This window comes from Chloroflexota bacterium, from assembly GCA_020161265.1.
Classification (GTDB): Bacteria; Chloroflexota; Chloroflexia; order Chloroflexales; family Herpetosiphonaceae; genus Herpetosiphon.
In genome coordinates this window covers 219,405-239,864 of the sequence record JAIUOC010000008.1, presented here as the reverse complement: position 1 = coordinate 239,864, position 20,460 = coordinate 219,405, and the positions used below count along the sequence as shown (strand labels likewise).

Here is a 20,460-nt window from a genome sequence, read left to right as displayed (position 1 = left end):
GCTGATTGCATTATAACGGCTTTCGCTTATTCGGCACGCCCGCGGTCGCTATCGCCGTAGCCAGTCAATTCAACATAGCCAAAACCTGTTGTGTTGCCACTAATCTCGACCGTACCTTCCCAGTAGCGCACGGTTAATGGCAGTTCTTGGTTGGCAAGTTGCGGCGTAATCGTCAATTCAAGCTGCTCGCTGGGCAAACTCAAGCGCCATTGGGCTGGATATTGTGTCCCTTGATCGCTTTGCCATTGCTGCAATACCTCTAGCTTGATGCTATCCCGCTCAAGCTTGCGCGTTGTACCATCGGCTAAGGTTAATGTGCCCGTCGAATAGGGGCTAATCGAGCCATCAGCATTACGAATATTGAAGTAGGTTATTTCGCGTTGATCATCAAGCTGAATCGAGAACCAATCCCAACCTACCGCCTGATCTTCGAGCGCACTTGTACCCCATTCGTGATCCATCCAAGCCTTGCCAGTAACCGCAATTTCGCGACCATCGATCTGCAATGTACCAGTCGTAGTCATGTTGGTCAGCGAATAGTAATAGGATGCATTGCCAAGCTCAGCACCTTTTTGGCTCAAGCCACGATCGCCTTGCAAGGTTGGGGTTTTACTCGATTGCAGGGTTAAATCGAGTTTGACTGGGGCTTGCTCTGCCCGTAGTTGCATGGTCATACCTTCGGGGCCACTGCCAAGCGCTTGCCAATCCTCGACAAAAACCTTGAATGGATCACCCGTGGCATTGGCCAATTGGGGATTGCCGCGCATAAAGCGTTCAAAGGCATAAAAGCGTTGATTCGCCACATCGGTCAAGGCGAAGTGCGCCATATAAATATCGCTGGTAGCCAAACTGGCGGTGCGGCTAATTACTTGGTCGGTGGCCGCAGAACGAAAAAAGGTCAATTGAAAACCAAAACGCTGGCCATCAGCACTCGCCAAATTGCCAGTGTAATACCACCATTCAGTCCGATAGCCTGGGTGCGAGCCATGATCGGCGGGAAACTCAAATGGACGTGGCTCGGTTGCTCGCCGATAATTGCCTTGACTGGATTGATTGAGCATACCAACCGCACTAATCGAGGCTTGAATTTGGGTTTGAGTCGGTTGTAAAACCCACCAAACAGCGCCGCCAAGCAAACCGACAATCACCAATATACTTAATATCAAACGTATTCGCATACGAAAACTCCTTGAAAACAGCAACGCATCCAGCATTGGACTGGATGCGGCTCATAGCAATCGTATCACGAAAATCGGCTTAAAAGAGCCAATACAACAACAATATTGCCAAGAAACTAATACCAACAAATGCCCCGATGATTCGGCGTTCAATTTTTGGGGTAGCATTAAAATCAAACGGCACTTGATATTCATTAGTGGCGGGTAGATATTGTAGAATCAACGGCCAAAGCTTGACAATATTATTCCACTGCAGCGGATTGATAATTAAAATCTCGTCGCGTAAATTGGCATTGGTCAGGCGGCGAAGATTTGGCTCAGGCAAATTGGCATACGGTTGACTTAAAATCAGATAGGGCATGGCGATACCCATCACCCCTTGCAATGTCCCAACTCCAGCAACATGGGTCCAATCAATTATCACTGGTTTGCCTGAATGTTTGATAATCAAACTCTGTTCAGTTACACGGATAAACTGATTCAAGCCACGCGCAATCCATGCGATGAATCCAACCAAAAACAACAAACCTAGGCCAAGATCAACATTTGGCGTTGTTAGTGCTTGAATCGTAATCACGATGACCAGCACACTAGCTAGCCCAACAAACCCCAAGCTTGCCCACCAATACCGTGGGCGAATGGTTAATAAATATCGTTGCATTGTAAAACCCTAGCCCCAAATAATAATAATTGGAATAATAATTACTCCATACACAAGCACTTGTTTGATAAAGCTTGATAAACTAAACGTAAATGGCACGATTAAAGCTTTATTCGATATTGGCGACATTTTTTGTTCAGCTAGCAGTTTGATTTGCTCATAATTACCCCATTCATTTAAAAGCAACACCCGTCGATTATATGGTTTTGGCACAATCGAAGGGTAGAGCGAATCTAATAACTGGACATCACGATCAAAAAGGATATATTCAATTGGCCGATTGAAAAACATAAAATATTGGATAGCAGAAATATCCTTCCATTCGGCAGTTCTGGTGGGATTGAATAATCTTTTGACAGTAATTCCCCGATCATCAATAATTAACTCTCTTCGGTAGTCACTGATTGCTCCATAGAAATATAATATACCCATAATGATAAAAAATACTGAAAATCTTTTCATATCAAAGATTACTTTAAATATAATTGGAGTGGCAATTGTCATACATCCGGAAAATAACATTATGAATAATTGTCGCTTATAGTTAAGTGCTCTGAAGGTTATTGGTTGCATAAGTTCATTCTCCTTAAAAAATATATTATTATTTTCGATTAAATCAATTTATAGATCATATATCCAATTGCAAATAAACCAATATTTCCAAAAGTGAAATACAAATCTATTTTCTCGTAATATAAGAAATTCGCAGAATAGCGTTTAATTTCTGGCATCACATAAAAACTAGTATTATTTTTAGAAATACGATGAAAGAGCGTTTCAAAGAGGTGTTGGTGTTTACTCCAGCCTTCCAAGGTAATTGCGCGATTTTGCTGTTCAGGCGCAAGTTCTGCTAAGCTAACTTGCGGAAAGCGAGCAATCGGTTCGCGTAGAACAATATACGGAATTGATGTAAGCACCAGACCTTTAGCAATGCCCAAAGCTTCAATATTGCTCCAAGGGATCAATGCCCGTTGCCAGCCCCGCCGAATCAATAAACCTGTATCGGTAATCCGCAATAAAGCAGTTGCATAGACAATATTTAAGGGTAATTTCGCTGTAAAGAGCCATATTAGCCACAAGATTGAAAGTTCGAAATATTTAGTACTTGCTAATACTAATCCCATAAAAACGATCAGATAGGTAATTCCATAAAGCCGCGAAGCTGACCGAAATGTTAAATTAACTGGATTGATTGAATCATTCTGAATTGTCATTTAATGTCCTCTATCACGCTCATTATTTCAAGATTAAATAGGCAAAAATAAATCCAACAATCAATATTGACCAAACAACGATCTGTTGATACGAATAAAAAAACTTCAGGCTTTTGGAAAAATCGGGAGTCACTTGCCATTGATCGGTCGTAGATGCCAGACTGGCATGTAAGGCTTTAGCAATAATTTCGGGGTTATCCCAACCTTCTAGGGTTAATGTGCGCTGTCGTTGTTCTGGCGTTAGTTCTTTTAATTTCACGCTTGGTAAGCCTTTAATCGGCTGATGCAAAATAATATAGGGCAGATAGCGCCGTCGGCCAATTGAGCCAATGCCAAACGATTCAATGTGCTCCCAATTAACTTCAAAACGTTGCCAACCACGTCGCATGACCAAGCCACGAGCACTCAGATCGAGATAAGAAATAACATTCATGCCGAATTGAATCAGCAGAAGCGGATATATAATCATATTCGAGTAGGTAATTAATGGCACACTGGTCTTCGTTGGTATCCAGAAATTGAAGACTACCAAGATAAAATATAGAAAGACAGCAAAAATCTGCCAGCGATAATATGGCACACGTAGACGTTGTTTGATCAGTGAAGATTGCATGGATGTTCTCTCATTACTCATCAGAATCGTGATTGTTTACGTTGGGGGATCAACAAGGTTGCAGCAGCAACGCGGTTGCACTACTGCTGCACGGATTTGGGCTAAATCCCTTGGGCTAAGATCGTATCGATCATCGGGCCAAGTTCTTCGGTTGTAATTCCACCCTCATATTTATTGACAATCGTGCCATCTTTGCCGAGCAAAAACAACCATGGCTCGCTTTGCAAGCGCCATTCGGCCATGGCTGGGACTAATAATGGTGGATTAGCTTGGACAGATTCGCTAAAGGGAAATTTATAGACTTCCACATGGATAAAATTCATCTTTTCGCCATAGGTTTTCTGTAAATTGCCCAACACTGTGACGCTCGGGCCACAGGTGGCGGTTTTGCAAAAGCCAGGTGTGCCAAACAAAATCGCGGTGGGCTTGCCGCTCGTAATCGCATCGGCAATGCTCAATTGATACAAGGCCGGATTGGGATTTGGATCAGAGCTGATTTGGCTCAGATCTGGCGCAGTTTTGACGGTTGGTGTATCGACGGCAATCGCTTTGCTACCAATCGCAGGCGTAGGATCTTGGGCCAAAACCGAGAGCCGCAAGGTACTGACGGTTGGCTCTTTGCCAGGCAAGGTTGCCTCAACTTCAACGCCCCAATCACCAGCCTTTTTAAAATCAGGGTAGGTTACGTAAATACCAGCGGGCAAGCCTTGGCCAAAGTAATCGGCGCTGCCTTCACCAGCCACTTGAGTTTTCTCAGCATCGGTTCCATCAAGATAATACAAGCGCAACTTGACTTGCACATTGGGATCGTTAATCGGTGAACCATCGACGATCAAGCCGATTGGCAAGCGATTTGGGCCAACTACCAAATTAGATGCTGCCAAAACTGCCTGAACGCGGCTTTTGGCCACCGGAGTTGCGGTTGGTGTAGCTGCACCACAGCCCACCAAGCCAACAATAATCACACCATAAAGAACCCGCCACCAGCGCTGCATACAATTGCTCCTCATAGATTAGGTATCTGTTTAACTAGTTGCCAGCGCCGAAACCCTGACGCTATTCACTCTAGCACAGATTTGATTTTCGCCTATCCGTTAATCAATCTAGTTAACACGCTCCGCCTAAGTTCTGGGATGGATCGGGCGTAGTGTTACGGCCATTGCGCCAATCGTTCAAATAAGGCACTGGATTGAGTGTCCCCCGCCGAATTTGCCAATCATCGGGGCTACTGGGGTAGGAGATGCCGAAATGAAGATGCGCAGGGGTTGAACGGGCATTGCCACTTTGGCCAACCCAACCAAGCAACTGGCCAATTTCCACGCGATTGCCAACCGTAATCCCATCGGCAATACCTGATAAATGCGAGCCATAGTAACGAATTCCGTCGTCGCCAATCAGCGCAATCGATAAGCCGCCACGTAGCGCAGGATCGTCATTGCTTGAGTCCCATTCATCGCGATAACTGACAAAATCAATAACTCCGCCCGTGACTGCCACAAACGCTGTACCAAGTGGTGCAAAGATATCGCTAGCCGGATAATCGTGATGACACGACCCGAACGTTGCAACATTGGCAGGTTGAATCGGAAAAACATATACAAGCGTGCTTGCAGGTGGCTCGGTTGAGAGTGGTGGTGCAATGGTTGGTGCGTCTGTTGCCACAACTGGGCTGGCGGGTAGCGAAGTATTACTAGGAATCGGGCTTGGGGCAAACGTAGGTTGAATAATTGTTGGTAGCATTTCAGGCGTAAAGGTCGCTTGAATCATGGTTGGCAGCATTTCAAGCGTTGCAGTCGCTGAGGGTTGCATGACCGTAGCGATTGGCAACTGCGCTTGGAGTGTCGCGGTAGCCACAGGTGTTGGAAAGGTTGTTGGTGAACTTGTTGGGGTATCCGTTGCTTGAGCAGATGGCGCAGGAGTTGAGGTTGCTTGCATACACCCTTGCAATAGCAGCACAATCATGATCCTCTTGCCAAAAAATGGTATATAACGCATAACCTACCTCACTTAATACCAAGCCAGCCGCTTAAATGGGCTATGCTACAATCGGGCTACGATTGCGATGCCCAAAGCAAGGAGGCTGTGATGTCGCTCTATTTTAACGCTGAGCATGAACTGTTTCGCCAAACGATTCGGCGGTTTGTTGAACGCGAAATTAACCCGTTCGTCGAGCAATGGGAGCATGAACGGGCTTTTCCAGGCCATGCCTTATTCAAAAAATTAGGCGAATTAGATGCGTTGGGCGTTTCCTACCCCGAAGCCTATGGCGGCGCAGGCTTAGATTATTGGTATAACGTGGTGTTGGCCGAGGAATTAGGCTACGCTGATTGTGGTGGCGTGCCCATGGCGATTGCGGTACATACCGATATGGCCACGCCCGCCTTGGCCGAATTTGGCAGCGACGAGTTACGTCAGCGCTTTTTGGCTCCCGCAATTCGTGGCGAAATGATCGCAGCGGTGGCCATTTCCGAGCCTGATGCTGGCTCCGATGTCGCGGCGATTCGCACGCGGGCGGTACGCGATGGCAATGAGTATGTAATCAACGGTCATAAAATGTGGATCACCAATGGCACACAGGCCGATTTTATTACGCTTTTGGCCCGCACCAGCGACGAACCTGGCTATAAATCTATGTCGCTACTGATCGTCCCAACTAATACTCCAGGCTTTCATGTTTCCAAGAAACTAGAGAAATTGGGCAATCATTCCAGCGATACGGCGTTGTTGGCATTTGACGATGTGCGCGTGCCAGTCGCCAATCGCATCGGCGAAGAAGGCCAAGGCTTTGTATTGCAAATGCAGCAATTTCAAAAAGAACGCTTGATTGGCGCGGTTTCGGCGGTTTCGGCCATGGAACGCATTGTTGAAATGACCAGCAACTATTGCCGTGAGCGTCAAACATTTGGCAAGCCCTTGATTGAAAACCAATATATTCATTTTCGTTTAGCCGAGTTATTGACCGAGATTGAGGCATTGCGTCAACTCAATTATCACTGCACTCGTTTGCTTTTGGCAGGCCACGACATTACCAAAGAGGTTTCGATGGCCAAACTCAAGGCTGGGCGCTTGGCTCGCGAGGTTGCCGATAGCTGTTTACAATTCCACGGTGGCATGGGCTATGTTGAAGAATATCCGATGGCGCGTTATTTTCGTGATGCCCGTTTGCTATCAATCGGCGGTGGCGCTGATGAAATTATGCTGGGGATTATTGCCAAATATGCGGGGTTGTTGCGCAAACGTGGTTAGCTGAAATAAGCCACATCCATCAAGTTTGCTGTTGATGGATGTGGTCTATTTTGATTTAGCGAGCTTGGAAGATTGCCAAATAGGCTGGATGCCAAGGCAAATTGCGCCATACCACGGCTGGAGCAAATGGCGAGTAGGTTTCGAACACAGTTTTAAAGCCTGCTGCCTCGGCTACTCCGCGAAATTCACGGCCACTTGGCCGATAAATATGGGTTGGGTCGGCATCATATGAGCCACGATAAATCCGCGCTTGCAAACGATTGCCGATTGTTGGTAAATGCGCGACAAACAAACCACCCAATTGCAAGCGTTCGCGAATCGCGGCAACTGCCAATGCGGGTTGCTCCAAATGTTCAACTACATTGATTGCCGTAATCACATCGAAATTAACGCTGAATGGAATTCCATCCAAAATGCTGCCAACGAATAATTTGGCTTGGGGCAGGCGTTGCTGAGCTTGAGCCACGGCATAGGCCGAAATATCAGTGCCAAATGGCTCAAACGGCGGGGTCATCGATTGCAAAAATAAACCCAACCCACAGCCAATATCCAACAATCGCCCAGTTTGGCGAAAGCGCAACACATGGCGACGAATATAGCGATCGCGTAAGGTATCAACCAGACTTTTGCGCCCAGCCTCAGGCCGCGACATGGCATAATAGGCCTGATCGTAAGCATTTCCATCGGGCATTGGACAAACCCTTTCAATTAATAATTTACAATTCTCTATAGTTTTGACGCTGATTAAGCAGATTAATTGCCAGCACTCAGTGTAGCATCTATTTGATCCACGAAGGACACGAAGGACACGAAGGACGGAACCGCGAAGAACGCGAAGCGCACGAAGGTTAGGGGTTTTAGCCACAGATTGGAACAGATTGACCCAGATTATTTTCCTATAGCCCAACGCCTATAGCCCTAATCTCTCTGCGCCTCTGCGTTAAATTGACTGACCCCTCGTTTCCAACTCCTATGTTCTATGTTCTTTGCTCTATGTTCTATCTTCCCTAACGCTGGCCGCGCTGGCCTGCTATAATACTGAGTATGAGTAAAACTGAGTTGGTGTCGTTGCCGAATGTTCCACGTCGCCGCCGTTTCTTCCGCGTCGCGTGGTTTTTTGTGCGCTTAGTCGCCCATATTATCGTCTGGGATCTGTTGCTTGGACGGCAGTTTTGGTTTCGCTGGTACGCGGATCGCACGCGGATCGAGCGCTATCGGCGGTTTTCGCGACGTTTTCGCGACTTGGCGATCGATCTTGGCGGCGTGATGATTAAGCTTGGGCAATTTGCTTCAACACGGGTTGATGTGTTGCCGCCAGCAGTGGTTGAAGATTTGATCGGCTTGCAAGATGAAGTTTCGCCTGTGCCATTTCGCTTGATTCAAGCTACGATCGAACACGAATTAGGCCAACCACTCGATCACATTTTTAAAACGTTTGAGCGTGAGCCAATCGCTGCTGCTTCGTTTGGTCAAGTACATTTTGCCACGCTTCACGATAACCAACCAATTGCTATCAAAATTCAACGTCCACAAATTGAGCAATTTGTCGAAATTGATATTGCTGCACTGCGCTGGGTTGCTAGTTGGATGCAATATTACGGCCCGATTCGCCGCCGTACCGATTTACCTGCACTGATCGAAGAATTTTCGCGGATCACCTTGCGCGAACTCGATTACCTAAGCGAAGCTGATCACGCCGAGCGCTTTCAGCGTAATTTTACTGGCAACGATCACATTTACGTGCCAAAAATTCAGCGCGATTATTCAACTGAACGCATTTTGGTGATGGAGCGAATCGAGGGCATCAAAATTTCCGAATATGCTGCGCTTGATGCCGCCGGAATTGATCGGCTGGATTTGGCCGAAAAGCTGTATTTGGCCTATTTGCAACAATGCTTTACCGATGGTTTTTTTCACGCCGACCCGCACCCAGGCAATTTATTTGTGCGCCCGATTGGCGAACGTTTGGCAAATGGCAAACAACCTTTTGTAATCACCTTCCTCGATTTTGGTATGGTCGATTCGATTCCCCAAAGCGTGATGGATGGCCTCGCCACAATTGCGGCTGGCGTGGTGATGCGTGAACCACAGCGCATGATCGACGGCGCACGCTCGATTGGCGTGGTCATGCCCAATGCCAACGATCAACAATTGCGCCAAGCCTTAGAAATTTGGTTTTCCTACACCTATGGCCGCACGATTCGCGAACTGCAACAAATTGATGTTGAGGGTTTTGTCGGCGGATTAAGCGAATTGCTGTATGATTTGCCGTTTCAGTTGCCCCAATCGTTGCTGTTTTTGGGGCGCACAGTCGGCATTATCGGTGGCGTAGCAGCTGGTTTAGCGCCCGATTTTGATATTTTCAGCGTGACCAAACCATTTGCCTTGCGTTTTATTCGTGAGCAAACCAGTGGCCGCGATCTACGTGAGCGGGTCATTAACGAAGGCCGCGAATTAATCACTGATCTCAGCCAAATTCCGCGCCATGCCAAACAATTTTATGCCAAAGCCGCCCAAGGCGATTTGCAAGTACGCACCGAAATTGTGAAATTAGAGCGTACCACCAAACGGATCGAACGGGCATTTAGTCGGCTCACCGCAACCATCGCCGCCAGCGCCCTGATGATCAGCGCGAGTATTTTGCAAACCATGCAGATTGATAACCCTTGGATGTGGTGGCTGGCTGGTGGTTTGTTGGTTTGGGCGTTGTTGCCACGCTTTAAAGATATCTGATCCGCGCAGGGCATGAAGCGCACAAAGCTTGAAACCACGAAGATCGCGAAGAATGCGAAGGCTGTTGTAGCCACGAATTGCACGAATTGCACGAATGATCTTTGTTATAGCCACAGATTAGCACAGATTGTTACGATGAGGTTATGGGCTTTTGACTTTTGATTTTTGCCTTCTCTCAGGGAGTACTCATGAGTTTTTTTCGTAAGCTTTTTGGTGGTGGCAGCGGCCAAGCTAGCAATGATGCGGGAATTTATTTTCAGGTGCGCTGCAAACGTTGTGGTAGCGTGATTCGGGTGCGGATCGATAGCCGCAACGATCTTTCCCAGCGCGACGACGATGATAATTTGTTTGTGCGCAAAACCTTGGTCGATGATCGTTGCTACAGCCGTATTGAGCTTGAAGCGCTGTTTAGCCCCAAACGCCAATTGCTCAATTGTGAGATTAATGGTGGCACGCTTGTGGCTGGTGAAGAGAATACTACCACCAGCACGCGCTGAGTGTGGTACGATGGGCAAAGTTGGCCGCTGGGCAACGAAGCCTTGCAACTGCACCGCCGCAGCCTACGACAAAGACCCAATTTCGCAAACAATAAGGAGTGTCATGAGTACTCAAGCTATTCGCTTTGATTACAACAATGTGATGGCCGATGTGATTGGTGAACATGGATTGACTGAGGCTGAAATTGAGGCAGCATTGCCCCATGCCGCCGCCGCGATTGAGGCTGTTTATGCGCAACGCGCCGATCTCGGCTGGATGGATTTGCCCTATCAAGATACCAGTGAAATTATTGCTCAAGCCCAAGCTGTGCGTGCCCGCGCCGATACCTTGGTGGTTTTAGGCATTGGTGGCTCAGCACTTGGCCCAATCGCAACCCAAACGGCTCTCCAGCACCCATTTTATAATAATTTGCCACGTGAATTGCGCCGTGGCCCTACTCTATTTGTTCCCGATAATGTTGACCCCGAATTAAACGCTGGCTTGCTCGATGTGCTTGATCTTGAGCGCACCGTGTTCAACGTCATCACCAAATCGGGCACGACTGCCGAAACCATGGCATCTTTCATCTACTTCCGCGAAGCCTTGGCCAAACGCCTCGGCAAGGATAAATTGGTTGATCACTTGGTATTGACGACTGATCCCAAAAAGGGTGCCTTGCGCCAAATTGCTGATCGCGAAGGCTACCCAACCTTGCCCTTGCCAGCCAGCGTTGGCGGACGCTTCTCGGAACTTTGTGCAGTTGGCTTGTTCCCAGCGGCAGTTACCGGGATTGATATTGATGAATTGTTGGCAGGCGCAGCCTATGCCGACAAACGCAGCCAAGAGCGCGACCCCCGCAAAAACCCTGCCGCAATGTGTGCCTTGATTCAATTCTTGCTCGATAAAAAAGGCAAGAATATGGTTGTGATGATGCCCTATGCCCAACGTTTGCGCGATGTAGCCGATTGGTTCCGCCAATTGTGGGCTGAAAGTTTGGGCAAGCGGGTTGATCGGGCGGGCAATGTGGTCAATGTTGGGCCTACGCCAATCAAATCGTTGGGCGCAACCGACCAACACTCACAAGTGCAATTATATGCCGAAGGTCCATTCGATAAATTAATGCACTTCTTGTTTGTTGAGCAGTTCCAAGTGGAAGCACCGCTGAGCAATGCCTACCCCGACATCAACGAGCTTTCGTATCTCGATGGCAAGAGCTTTAGCCAATTGCTCAAAGCCGAGGGCGAAGCAACCCAGTTGGCAATTGCCGAAGCTGGCCGCCCCAGCATGGCCCACTATTTCCCAGCGGTCAATGCCTTTACGCTTGGGCAATTCTATTACATGCTCGAAATGCAAACCGCCTTTGCTGGCGAGTTGTACAACATCAACGCCTTTGATCAACCAGGAGTTGAGGCTGGCAAAATCGCCACCTACGCCTTGATGGGTCGTGAAGGCTACGATGCTCGCCGCCACGAAATTGAACAAGCTCGTGGTCGCAGCCGCAGCGAATTCATCATCTAAAATTGCTCGACCAGACCTGCCATGCTGATTGCATGGCAGGTTTTTTATTTAATGATTGCTGATTAATTGCTTGTGATGCTTACGCGCTATACTAATCGTAGGAATTGTTGTTTAATTTTAGGCCGAGACAGATAACCAAGAATCGGCATTGCAATAATGACCAAGGCACTTTCAACCCACGAAATGCGTTCACGCTCGAATACAAATCGACTGAGCAAACTAATAATCGTGAGGATCTCGACCATCAAAAGCCCGCGATAGCCCCACGATCGAAATTTTACAAACCCAACACCAAAGCCCAAACGGCTAATAGTGACTAACAGGAAGAAGGCTGGCCACAACAGACTTAATGGTTGATTTCCGCTCAGCCTATTTGTATAAATCATAACGGCAAGAAGTGAACAGCCCCCAATCGCCGCAACAATGCTGATAATGGCATTGTAAAAGAAAATCAGGGCAATTGGCCAACTCAGTTGGTTTTGCGGGTTATGCGGAACACGATACATAGCGATTTCCTCTCAACTCAAACGATAACGAATGTACGCAGCATTGAATAGCTTATGGCATTTTAATAATGCTAAATAAATTATCTTCTAGTCACTATGACGCTTTGGATGCTGCAAATGTACGCCATACCTTGGGCCGAAAAAGATAGCCTAAAATCACTAGGGCGATGATTCCAATACTAATGACTATCAAATCTAATATTTGAATTTTATCGAAAGATAAAACCTGCACAGCACTAATAATAATAAGTATTTCAATTGAAATACTGCACCAATAGGTCCAGCGGCGCAATCGCAGTAATCCAATAAATAGGCCTAAACGGCTCGTATTAGCAATAAAGATTAGGCAAAACCAAAGGGTATTTGCAAGATTATTGCTGTTCAAGATACGTTGATGATCGAAGATAACATACATCAGAAAATAACAGCTAGGAATAGCACCAACCGCCCCTATAGCCCCATAATACATGCTTATAAAAAAGATTGGCCATTGGCTAATTGGTTTTACATTGTGCGGCACTTCATACATACAAACTCTCCTATCGAATCGCAGAATGCTTGCACTTCAAAGGTTGTTGCTAACAAAAAGCCCCACAGAATCAAGCGTTCTGTAGGGCTGCGTACTTGAGTAAGCGAGCAAGTTATTTATCGTTAAGCGCGGCAATACCTGGCAGCACTTTGCCTTCAAGCAATTCGAGGCTAGCGCCACCACCAGTTGAGATGTGGCTCATCTTTTCGGCTAAGCCCATTTGCTCAATCGCCGCAACTGAATCGCCACCACCAATGATTGTGATCGCGCTGCTATCAGCCAAGGCTTGAGCAACAGCGCGAGTGCCAGCGGCAAATGGCTCTAGCTCAAACACGCCCATTGGGCCGTTCCAAATGACGGTTTTGGCTTCGCTGACCACTTGCGAGTAGGTTTGGCGGGTTTCTGGCCCAATATCGAGAATTCGCCAGCCATCGGGCACATCGTCGATGCTCAGCACTTGGGTATTGGCTTCGGCACTGAAGGCATCAGCAACCACTACATCGCTGGGCAACAACAACTTCACGCCACGGCCTTGAGCTTCGTCGATCAAACGGGCGGCTTCAGCTACGCTATCGGCTTCGACCAACGAAGCGCCAACAGCCTTATTTTGCGCCAACAAGAAGGTATTGGCCATGCCGCCGCCGATCAGCAATGAATCGACTTTGCCCAGCAAGTTTTCGATCACGCCGATTTTGTCGCTAATTTTTGCGCCACCAATGATCGTGACGAAAGGTCGTTGAGGATCATCCAAGGCTTTGCCAAGCGCGGCCAATTCGGCTTCCATCAAGAAACCAGCCACGGCTGGCAGGAATTTGGCGAGGCCTTCGGTTGAGGCATGGGCGCGGTGGGCCGCTCCAAAAGCATCATTCACATAAATATCGCCAAGTTTGGCCAATTCTTCGGCCATGGCAGGATCGTTTGATTCTTCGCGGGGATCAAAGCGGGTATTTTCCAGCAACAGCACTTGGCCTGCTTGCAAGGCTTGGGCAGCAGCTTCGGCCTCAGCACCAGTCGTTGTCTGAATATAGTTCACTGGGGCATCCAGCAGCGATTGGAGATGATCGGCAACTGGCTTGAGCCGGAATTCTTCAGCCACTTTTTTCTTTGGGCGGCCCAAGTGCGACATCAAAATCACACTTGCACCTTGTTCGAGCAAATAGTTGATCGTAGGCAACGCTGCCCGAATCCGAGTGTCATCAGTGACTTTACGGGCTTCATCAAGCGGCACATTGAAATCCACCCGAACCAAAGCTCGTTTTCCGCTCCACGCTACATCACGAATGGTCTGCTTGTTCACAAGCGATCTCCTTGTACAAGGCTATAGGCGATAGGCTATCTGGGCGCTATCAGTGCTACGAACCAAGAACCGCATAGCCTATGCTCCCCATAATAAACGATTTTGTTGATCTGCTGGGTAGCAGGCTCTACGCCACAGGTGCAGAAATATCACCGTTATTCGTCGCCGCCAGCCTTCGCTCCCTGTTCAGGATTGAGCACCTCGCGCGAACGACTGCCCTCAGCTGGCCCAACAATTCCGCGCTGTTCCAGCAGTTCGATCAATTGGGCAGCTTTGCTATAGCCAATCCGCAAACGCCGTTGCAGCATCGAGGCCGAAGCGCGTTGATGTTGGCGCACCAATTCAATCGCCTTGGGCAACAGTTCATCTTGCTCGTCGGCTTGCAAAAATACATCGCCCATGCTGGTTTGGCTGCTTGGCGCAGGCTTGGATTGGGGGTTAGCAGCATCAGGCTTGGCTAATTCAGGTGGAATTTGCATGCGCCAGAATTGCACAACGTTTTCAACTTCACCATCGGAAACAAAGGTTCCTTGCACCCGAATCGATTTGGCAGCATCGACCGCCAGATAGAGCATATCGCCACGGCCAAGCAATTGCTCGGCTCCAGGCGTATCCAAAATAACCCGCGAGTCGATTTGCGAAGTCACGGCGAAGGCGATCCGCGTGGGGAAGTTGGCCTTGATCAAGCCTGTTACGACATCGACCGAGGGCCGTTGAGTCGCCAAAATCAGGTGAATTCCGGTGGCACGGGCCATTTGGGCCAAGCGACAAATCAAGGTTTCAACTTCATCAGGAGCCAGCATCATCAAATCGGCCAACTCGTCGATGATCACCACAATATAGGGCATTGGCTCAAGGTCGGGGCGCTTGCGGGCAGCTTGCATATAGCTTTCGAGATTGCGAAAACCACCCTTGGCAAAAACCTTGTAGCGCCGTTCCATCTCGCGCACCGCCCACTTGAGCGAACTAACCACCCGTTCAAGCTCGGTTACCACCGGCGTGAGCAAATGCGGAATATTGTTGTAAACGATCAATTCGACCATTTTGGGGTCAACCATGATGAATTTTAGCTCATTGGGCGTGTGTTTCATCAACAGCGAAATAATGATCGAATTGATACAAATACTTTTACCTGAGCCAGTGCTGCCCGCTACCAGCAAGTGCGGCATTTTGGCGAGGTCGGCAATCACTACATTGCCCGAAACATCTTTGCCTAGCGGAATTTTGAGCTTGCCGCGTTTGGTATCAAACTCTTCACTGCCCAGCACATCACGCATAGCCACCGTGGCAATCGCCGAATTGGGAATTTCGATGCCAACCACCGAGCGGCCAGGCACAGGTGCTTCGATCCGTAACGATGGCGCGGCTAGCGCCAATGCTAAATCATTTTGGAGACTGGTGATTTTGTTAATTTTGACCCCGATTGCTGGTTGGAGCGCAAATTGCGTAACTGCTGGACCAGTGTTGGCCTCAACCACCCGCGCCTCAACCCGAAACGAGGCCAAAGTTTCCTCGATAATCCGTGCTTTTTCGCGCTTTTCTTCATCGCCAATTTGGCCTTCAACAAACTCATCGAGCGCATTGAGGGTTGGCAACGGCCAAGCACGATGGGTCAGGGCTTCATCTGGCTCGATAAAGTTGGGGTCTTCAGCATTGGTTTTTGGCTGATTGGGTTTGGTTTGATCGTCGGCGGGCTTGAGCCGTTTGGTTGGAGCCATACTGCCAGCTGCATTTGGCGCAACTGGTGGCGGAGCAACTTCCTTGCGGCGGGCAGGTCGATTTGGCTCTGGAAGATCGCGATTAAACAAACTGGCTTGGGCGGGGCGCTCAGCAATTGGCGTAAGCACCACCTCTTGGTTAGTTGTATCTTCAAGAATCGCTTGACGACGTTTGTTGCTGACCTTAGGCATGGCTTGCGGTGCGGGCAATTCCAGCGGCCTGAAATGCTCCTCAGGATAATCATCAAACATTGGCTCACGCCGAACGGGCGAACCCAACAAGCGGCGACCTAAAATACGCAAACCGCCAGTGTAGTAGAACAATGCTGCCATAATTTGGCGCAGCGTCAGATTAAAGGTCAGCATAATCCCAATCAGTCCAATCGTGACTGAAAAGAGCAATGCCCCACCCTTGCCGATGCCGCTGATCAAAATTGTCAGCAAGGTTTGACCAACGACCCCACCGCCAGCACCAACATGAAACTCAGGGTGTTCGCGATGAATTTCATAGCCCGGATATTCCAGCAGCATCAACAGCGAAAGCAACACCATCAGCGTGCCAAGAATATTCGCGCCGCTCAAACGACTATCGCTAAATCGCTCCTGAAAGATCATCAGGCCGCCCAGAATGCCCAGCGCCACCGGAACCAGCACCTTACCAGTGCCAAAAGCCCGCGCCACAGCGGTATTCCATTGCGTGCCAATCACCCCTTGATCGCCGCTAAATGTACTGAATAGCAAGGTCAATAAGCCCAAAAATACCAAAATAACCGCAAAAATCTCACGCTGAAGATTTTGGGGAATTTGGATTTGCGGGGTGATTGATTGTTTGGCTGCGCCCCGTTTGCGGGCGGTTGCAGCGGTTGGCTTTTTGCCACTTTGGCGCTTTGGCGCAGATTTTCGCGTTGACATTGCTACTCTATCCCCAAGTGATGTACTCAATTCGTTGGTGTTTGATTGCTTCGATTATAGCACACACGGTCGAATTGAGCAGACTGTAACTACGGGCCTGCAAACGCTTTTTAGGCCGTCAGAATGAGCTAATTCATGTTATTTAGCACCTGTGGAATCCAAACCCGCTGGCGAAAATGATCAACTAAATCGCGGTAGGCATAAAAACTAGGTTTATACAAACTGACTGTGCCGTTGAGATCGTAGGCTCCGTTGCCGTCGTAATTGATATGCACAACGCCCCAAGCCTCGCTGGCAGGCGGAAAATCCTCGTACTTGAACCAAAACCAGTTGGCAATTTCGGGGCGACCATAGATCGTTGCCACAAATTGACGCATAAAATCGGCTTGGCGTTGCAATTCGCTAGGATTTTGGGGGTCGCCACGGGTGCCAATTTCGGTCAGCCAAAGTCGGCTGGTTTGGTCGAAACTGCGGATCGTGGCAATCAGGCTATCCAAACGTGGCCCAACTAAATGCAAAAAGTCGTTATCGCTGATCAAGCGGCGCATCTCGGCGGGATACGGATGATAAGCCACGCCATCGATCGGATATTGGCCGTTGTGGCTATTAGCCCAATTGCTGAACGGCGCTGCTTGGTAGAGCGCTTGCAAGTAGCCGCGATCAGTGCGGCCCGATTCGTTGGACGTTAATGGGTGCAAACCGCCAATGATCAGCGGCGTTTGATCGTTGCGGCTGGCATCGCGCAAAATTCGATAGAGTTTGGTGATTGTTTGAGCCAGATAATAGGGATTCATCTCATCTTGCTGGCCATTAGTATCGCCAATCAGCCCAAAATAAAAATTTGGCTCGTTGAAAATCTCATAGGCATCAATCCGGCCACGATAATAATCGGCAATGCTGATCGCACGTTCGAGCCAGGCTTTTTGATAGGCATTTACGCCACAACCGATTGGGGCTGGTGGGCAAGGCGCAAGCTCGCGGTCGGGATTGCTGGTGGGAATGCTGCCTGAAACCGTGCCACCATCAAAATGCTGTACTCCGGCCTGCGGGCCACGCAAAATATCAGTGCCTAGCAAGGCCAGCACCTTCAAACCACGGCTATGCGCGGCACTGACAAAATAATCAGCCTGAGCTAAATTAAAACTTCCATAACTTGAGCCATCCCATGCGCCGTGAAACTCGAAGCGCACCCAACGCCCGCCCATCGCCACAATTTCATCAAGCATGCGATCGATAAAGGCTTGGTTGGCAGCATTCGGATAGGCTGGATTGGTATTCCACTCATAGGCTGGGTCGCGCACGACAATGCCCCACCAATCGCTTGGTTGGTCGGCGGGTGGCTCGGCATGGGCTGGTGGTAATATTCCGAGTAACCAGCTAAGGCTGATTATCACAATCAAAAAACGACGCATATTGTAAGCTCCATGGCAAAGAGATTTAGGTTTTGTTTTGATCCACGAAGGACACAAAGAGCACAAAGGTTGAAACCGCGAAGAGCGCAAAGGACGCGAAGGCTTTAATTTTTTAGCCACAGATTCACACAGATTTTAATGATCATTATGTTCTATGCTCTATGTTCTGTGTTCTGTGTTCTATGCTCTATGTTCTATGCTCTATGTTCTGTGTTCTGTGTTCTTTGTATTCTAGCCCTGAATCGCCCAAATGGCATGATCATGCACTATTTAGCTGCATCCACTCGGCTTTTGGTAGGTGTTCGATTCTTGACCGATTAAGCTTATAAACCTTCACCAAAGCAGAATGACAGTAACCAGCGAATGTGCTATAGTGGTGCAGAACGGCCCAGAGCCGTGAAAGCATTCTTAATTTGGTGCGAAATAATAAGGAGTCACTTGTGGCACGAGTAGCAATCAACGGCTTCGGTCGCATCGGTCGCCAAAGCTTCAAAACCATCTTGGATCACTATCGCGATGAGTTGGAAATTGTTGCAATCAACGACCTGACCGATAACCAAACGTTGGCCCACCTGCTCAAGTACGATTCAACCTATGGTTCATTCGATGGCGATGTTACCGCCACTGAAGATACAATCAGCGTTACCTTCGCCGATGAAGAAGAGCCAATGGTCATCAAGGCCTTGGCCGAGCGCGATCCGTCAAAATTACCATGGGGTGAGCTAAACGTCGATATCGTAATTGAATCGACTGGGATTTTTACTGATGCAACTAAAGCCAAAATGCACTTAGATGCAGGCGCAAAGAAAGTTATCATCAGTGCTCCCGCCAAGAACGAAGACATCACCGTGTGTATGGGCGTGAACGAAGAAAACTACGACGCTGAAAAACATACGATTGTCTCGAATGCATCATGTACCACCAACTGTTTGGCTCCAGTAGCCAAAGTGTTGAACGATAAGTTCGGCATTGTGCGTGGCTTGATGACCACCATTCACTCATACACGATGGACCAAAATCTGCAAGACGGCCCCCACAAAGATTTGCGCCGCGCTCGCGCCGCTGCTTTGAACATGGTTCCAACGACCACGGGTGCTGCTAAAGCGGTGGCTTTGGTTATCCCTGAGTTGAAGGGCAAATTCGATGGTTTCGCCGTGCGTGTGCCAACCCCAACCGTTTCGATGGTTGACTTTGTAGTTGAATTGGCCGAAGGCGCAACCGTTGAATCGATCAACAATGCTTTTATTGAAGCCTCAGAAGGCGCAATGGAAGGCGTGTTGGGCGTAACCAATGAAGAATTGGTCTCATCAGACTTCATCGGTACTTCATACTCAAGCGTGGTTGACTTGAGCTTGACCATGGCAATGGGCGACAAGATGGTCAAAGTTGTTGCTTGGTACGACAACGAATGGGGCTATGCTACCCGCATCGCCGACCTCACCGCCTACATCGCAGAAAAGCTCTAAGTTTTATTCATACCTAAAATACTGATCGCGCTGGTGGTTTTCGAACTTCCAGCGCGGTTTTTTACAGCTGGAAGTTGGAGATCGGGGATCGGGGACTGGAAGTCTTTTCTTTGATCCACGAAGGACACAAAGAGCACGAATAATACTCCGATAGCTAATAGCCATTCTAAAACAAAGATCGAGCTACTCCTAGCCCGATCCCCAACTACCAACAACCGATCCCCACTACTTACAACGAGCCACCATCGGCCAATTTATAGCCAACCCCCCGCACAGTCAGAATACGGCGAGGCTTGGATGGTTGCTCTTCAATTTTCTCGCGCAAGCGGCGGACACACACATCGACCAAATTAGTTTGGCCAACATATTCATAGCCCCAGACTTCGCGAAACAAGACTTCACGATCAAAAACTTGGCCTGAGTTAGCCGCCAAGAAATAGAGCAACTCAAATTCCATCGGCGTAAGATTAACGTCCTCGCCCGCGAGCAGCACTTTATGGCGTGGCTCGTCAATTTCTAAATCGCCGATGCGCACAATTGGCGAGGCCTTGCGATGTTGATAGCCTTCGACCCGCCGAATAATTGCCTCAACCCGCGCTTGTAACTCAGCAGTGCGAAATGGCTTAGTAATATAATCATCAGCGCCCAATTCAAAGCCATGCACCACATCATCAGTGCCATCACGAGCAGTAATGATAATAATTGGCACATCGGAGCGCGAACGAATCCGTTCAGTCACCGTAAAGCCATCAACATACGGCATCATTACGTCAATCAGCAAGAGTTGATATTCGCCATCGCGATACATTTTGAGTGCTTCGAGGCCATTGGAAACCGTGACAAGTTGATAGCGCTGGCCACTTAATGCCACCTCAACCAAGCGCAAAATTGCTGGATCATCATCAGCAACCAGAATTTTACGTTGATGGGGATTGTTATCTTCATGGCGTTCGTTGGTTCGGTTAAGCAGCCGCATACGA

The 20,460-nt window shown here is 48.5% G+C and carries 19 protein-coding genes; 5 read left to right on the top strand and 14 right to left on the bottom strand.

Translation table 11 applies throughout. From position 1 onward, the window contains the following. Positions 1 to 26: 26 nt before the first annotated feature. From LCH85_18775 to LCH85_18745, 7 genes are all read right to left on the bottom strand, one after another. On the bottom strand, positions 27 to 1,178 hold the full coding sequence (locus LCH85_18775) for a carotenoid 1,2-hydratase (GenBank protein ID MCA0354045.1): 1,152 nt from the start codon (positions 1,176 to 1,178) through the stop codon (positions 27 to 29). A gap of 79 nt (positions 1,179 to 1,257) precedes the next feature. Then, positions 1,258 to 1,839 carry a hypothetical protein gene (locus LCH85_18770; protein ID MCA0354044.1) on the bottom strand — a complete coding sequence of 194 codons (582 nt, stop codon included), beginning with the start codon at positions 1,837 to 1,839 and terminating at the stop codon, positions 1,258 to 1,260. Between the two features lie 9 nt (positions 1,840 to 1,848). Further along, positions 1,849 to 2,412 carry a hypothetical protein gene (locus LCH85_18765; protein ID MCA0354043.1) on the bottom strand — a complete coding sequence of 188 codons (564 nt, stop codon included), beginning with the start codon at positions 2,410 to 2,412 and terminating at the stop codon, positions 1,849 to 1,851. 38 nt (positions 2,413 to 2,450) lie between these two features. Continuing rightward, on the bottom strand, positions 2,451 to 3,053 hold the full coding sequence (locus LCH85_18760; protein ID MCA0354042.1) for a hypothetical protein: 603 nt from the start codon (positions 3,051 to 3,053) through the stop codon (positions 2,451 to 2,453). A 22-nt stretch (positions 3,054 to 3,075) separates the two neighbouring features. Then, a complete protein-coding gene (locus LCH85_18755) occupies positions 3,076 to 3,666 on the bottom strand; it encodes a hypothetical protein (protein ID MCA0354041.1) in 591 nt (196 codons plus the stop codon). 101 nt (positions 3,667 to 3,767) lie between these two features. Further along, the gene (locus tag LCH85_18750; protein ID MCA0354040.1) at positions 3,768 to 4,661 is read right to left on the bottom strand and encodes a thioredoxin family protein; all 894 of its coding nucleotides are present in this window, start codon (positions 4,659 to 4,661) and stop codon (positions 3,768 to 3,770) included. Positions 4,662 to 4,773: 112 nt separating this feature from the next. Then, a complete protein-coding gene (locus LCH85_18745) occupies positions 4,774 to 5,628 on the bottom strand; it encodes a peptidoglycan DD-metalloendopeptidase family protein (protein MCA0354039.1) in 855 nt (284 codons plus the stop codon). 123 nt (positions 5,629 to 5,751) lie between these two features. On the opposite strand from LCH85_18745, the gene LCH85_18740 reads away from it, so the two are divergent. Continuing rightward, on the top strand, positions 5,752 to 6,912 hold the full coding sequence (locus LCH85_18740; GenBank protein MCA0354038.1) for an acyl-CoA dehydrogenase family protein: 1,161 nt from the start codon (positions 5,752 to 5,754) through the stop codon (positions 6,910 to 6,912). 55 nt (positions 6,913 to 6,967) lie between these two features. On the opposite strand, the gene LCH85_18735 is transcribed toward LCH85_18740, so the two are convergent. Then, a complete protein-coding gene (locus LCH85_18735) occupies positions 6,968 to 7,603 on the bottom strand; it encodes a class I SAM-dependent methyltransferase (protein MCA0354037.1) in 636 nt (211 codons plus the stop codon). A gap of 353 nt (positions 7,604 to 7,956) precedes the next feature. Here LCH85_18735 and LCH85_18730 point away from each other — a divergent pair, with 353 nt between their 5' ends. The 3 genes from LCH85_18730 (at position 7,957) to LCH85_18720 (ending at position 11,640) form a co-directional block, all read left to right on the top strand. Next, entirely contained in the window at positions 7,957 to 9,645 is a 1,689-nt protein-coding gene (locus tag LCH85_18730) for an AarF/ABC1/UbiB kinase family protein (protein MCA0354036.1), read from the top strand. A 188-nt stretch (positions 9,646 to 9,833) separates the two neighbouring features. Continuing rightward, entirely contained in the window at positions 9,834 to 10,142 is a 309-nt protein-coding gene (locus tag LCH85_18725; GenBank protein ID MCA0354035.1) for a hypothetical protein, read from the top strand. Between the two features lie 103 nt (positions 10,143 to 10,245). Further along, positions 10,246 to 11,640 carry a glucose-6-phosphate isomerase gene (locus tag LCH85_18720; protein MCA0354034.1) on the top strand — a complete coding sequence of 465 codons (1,395 nt, stop codon included), beginning with the start codon at positions 10,246 to 10,248 and terminating at the stop codon, positions 11,638 to 11,640. A gap of 86 nt (positions 11,641 to 11,726) precedes the next feature. On the opposite strand, the gene LCH85_18715 is transcribed toward LCH85_18720, so the two are convergent. The 5 genes from LCH85_18715 to LCH85_18695 form a co-directional block, all read right to left on the bottom strand. Further along, on the bottom strand, positions 11,727 to 12,146 hold the full coding sequence (locus LCH85_18715; GenBank protein MCA0354033.1) for a hypothetical protein: 420 nt from the start codon (positions 12,144 to 12,146) through the stop codon (positions 11,727 to 11,729). 94 nt (positions 12,147 to 12,240) lie between these two features. Then, on the bottom strand, positions 12,241 to 12,675 hold the full coding sequence (locus tag LCH85_18710; protein MCA0354032.1) for a hypothetical protein: 435 nt from the start codon (positions 12,673 to 12,675) through the stop codon (positions 12,241 to 12,243). Between the two features lie 112 nt (positions 12,676 to 12,787). Beyond that, entirely contained in the window at positions 12,788 to 13,972 is a 1,185-nt protein-coding gene (locus LCH85_18705; GenBank protein MCA0354031.1) for a phosphoglycerate kinase, read from the bottom strand. 155 nt (positions 13,973 to 14,127) lie between these two features. After that, positions 14,128 to 16,602, bottom strand: coding sequence for a DNA translocase FtsK (locus LCH85_18700; protein ID MCA0354030.1), 2,475 nt, complete (start codon positions 16,600 to 16,602; stop codon positions 14,128 to 14,130). 128 nt (positions 16,603 to 16,730) lie between these two features. Continuing rightward, positions 16,731 to 18,014 (bottom strand): hypothetical protein, encoded by a 1,284-nt coding sequence (locus LCH85_18695; GenBank protein MCA0354029.1) that lies wholly within the window; start codon positions 18,012 to 18,014, stop codon positions 16,731 to 16,733. Positions 18,015 to 18,454: 440 nt separating this feature from the next. On the opposite strand from LCH85_18695, the gene gap reads away from it, so the two are divergent. After that, positions 18,455 to 19,480, top strand: coding sequence for a type I glyceraldehyde-3-phosphate dehydrogenase (gene gap, locus LCH85_18690; protein MCA0354028.1), 1,026 nt, complete (start codon positions 18,455 to 18,457; stop codon positions 19,478 to 19,480). 229 nt (positions 19,481 to 19,709) lie between these two features. Here gap and LCH85_18685 read toward each other — a convergent pair whose 3' ends face one another. Further along, positions 19,710 to 20,456: a response regulator transcription factor gene (locus LCH85_18685; GenBank protein MCA0354027.1), complete on the bottom strand. Its 747-nt coding sequence runs from the start codon at positions 20,454 to 20,456 to the stop codon at positions 19,710 to 19,712. Positions 20,457 to 20,460: the final 4 nt, after the last annotated feature.

Bases quoted from the DNA above. Each gene is read 5' to 3' on its own strand.
- LCH85_18740 (MCA0354038.1), top strand. From the start codon at position 5,752: ATGTCGCTCTATTTTAACGCTGAGCATGAACTGTTTCGCCAAACGATT.
- LCH85_18775 (MCA0354045.1), bottom strand. From the start codon at position 1,178: ATGCGAATACGTTTGATATTAAGTATATTGGTGATTGTCGGTTTGCTT.
- LCH85_18745 (MCA0354039.1), bottom strand. From the start codon at position 5,628: ATGATTGTGCTGCTATTGCAAGGGTGTATGCAAGCAACCTCAACTCCT.
- LCH85_18725 (MCA0354035.1), top strand. From the start codon at position 9,834: ATGAGTTTTTTTCGTAAGCTTTTTGGTGGTGGCAGCGGCCAAGCTAGC.
- LCH85_18750 (MCA0354040.1), bottom strand. From the start codon at position 4,661: ATGCAGCGCTGGTGGCGGGTTCTTTATGGTGTGATTATTGTTGGCTTG.
- LCH85_18730 (MCA0354036.1), top strand. From the start codon at position 7,957: ATGAGTAAAACTGAGTTGGTGTCGTTGCCGAATGTTCCACGTCGCCGC.
- LCH85_18765 (MCA0354043.1), bottom strand. From the start codon at position 2,412: ATGCAACCAATAACCTTCAGAGCACTTAACTATAAGCGACAATTATTC.
- LCH85_18760 (MCA0354042.1), bottom strand. From the start codon at position 3,053: ATGACAATTCAGAATGATTCAATCAATCCAGTTAATTTAACATTTCGG.
- LCH85_18695 (MCA0354029.1), bottom strand. From the start codon at position 18,014: ATGCGTCGTTTTTTGATTGTGATAATCAGCCTTAGCTGGTTACTCGGA.
- LCH85_18755 (MCA0354041.1), bottom strand. From the start codon at position 3,666: ATGCAATCTTCACTGATCAAACAACGTCTACGTGTGCCATATTATCGC.
- LCH85_18710 (MCA0354032.1), bottom strand. From the start codon at position 12,675: ATGTATGAAGTGCCGCACAATGTAAAACCAATTAGCCAATGGCCAATC.
- LCH85_18685 (MCA0354027.1), bottom strand. From the start codon at position 20,456: ATGCGGCTGCTTAACCGAACCAACGAACGCCATGAAGATAACAATCCC.
- LCH85_18700 (MCA0354030.1), bottom strand. From the start codon at position 16,602: ATGTCAACGCGAAAATCTGCGCCAAAGCGCCAAAGTGGCAAAAAGCCA.
- LCH85_18770 (MCA0354044.1), bottom strand. From the start codon at position 1,839: ATGCAACGATATTTATTAACCATTCGCCCACGGTATTGGTGGGCAAGC.
- LCH85_18715 (MCA0354033.1), bottom strand. From the start codon at position 12,146: ATGTATCGTGTTCCGCATAACCCGCAAAACCAACTGAGTTGGCCAATT.
- LCH85_18735 (MCA0354037.1), bottom strand. From the start codon at position 7,603: ATGCCCGATGGAAATGCTTACGATCAGGCCTATTATGCCATGTCGCGG.
- LCH85_18720 (MCA0354034.1), top strand. From the start codon at position 10,246: ATGAGTACTCAAGCTATTCGCTTTGATTACAACAATGTGATGGCCGAT.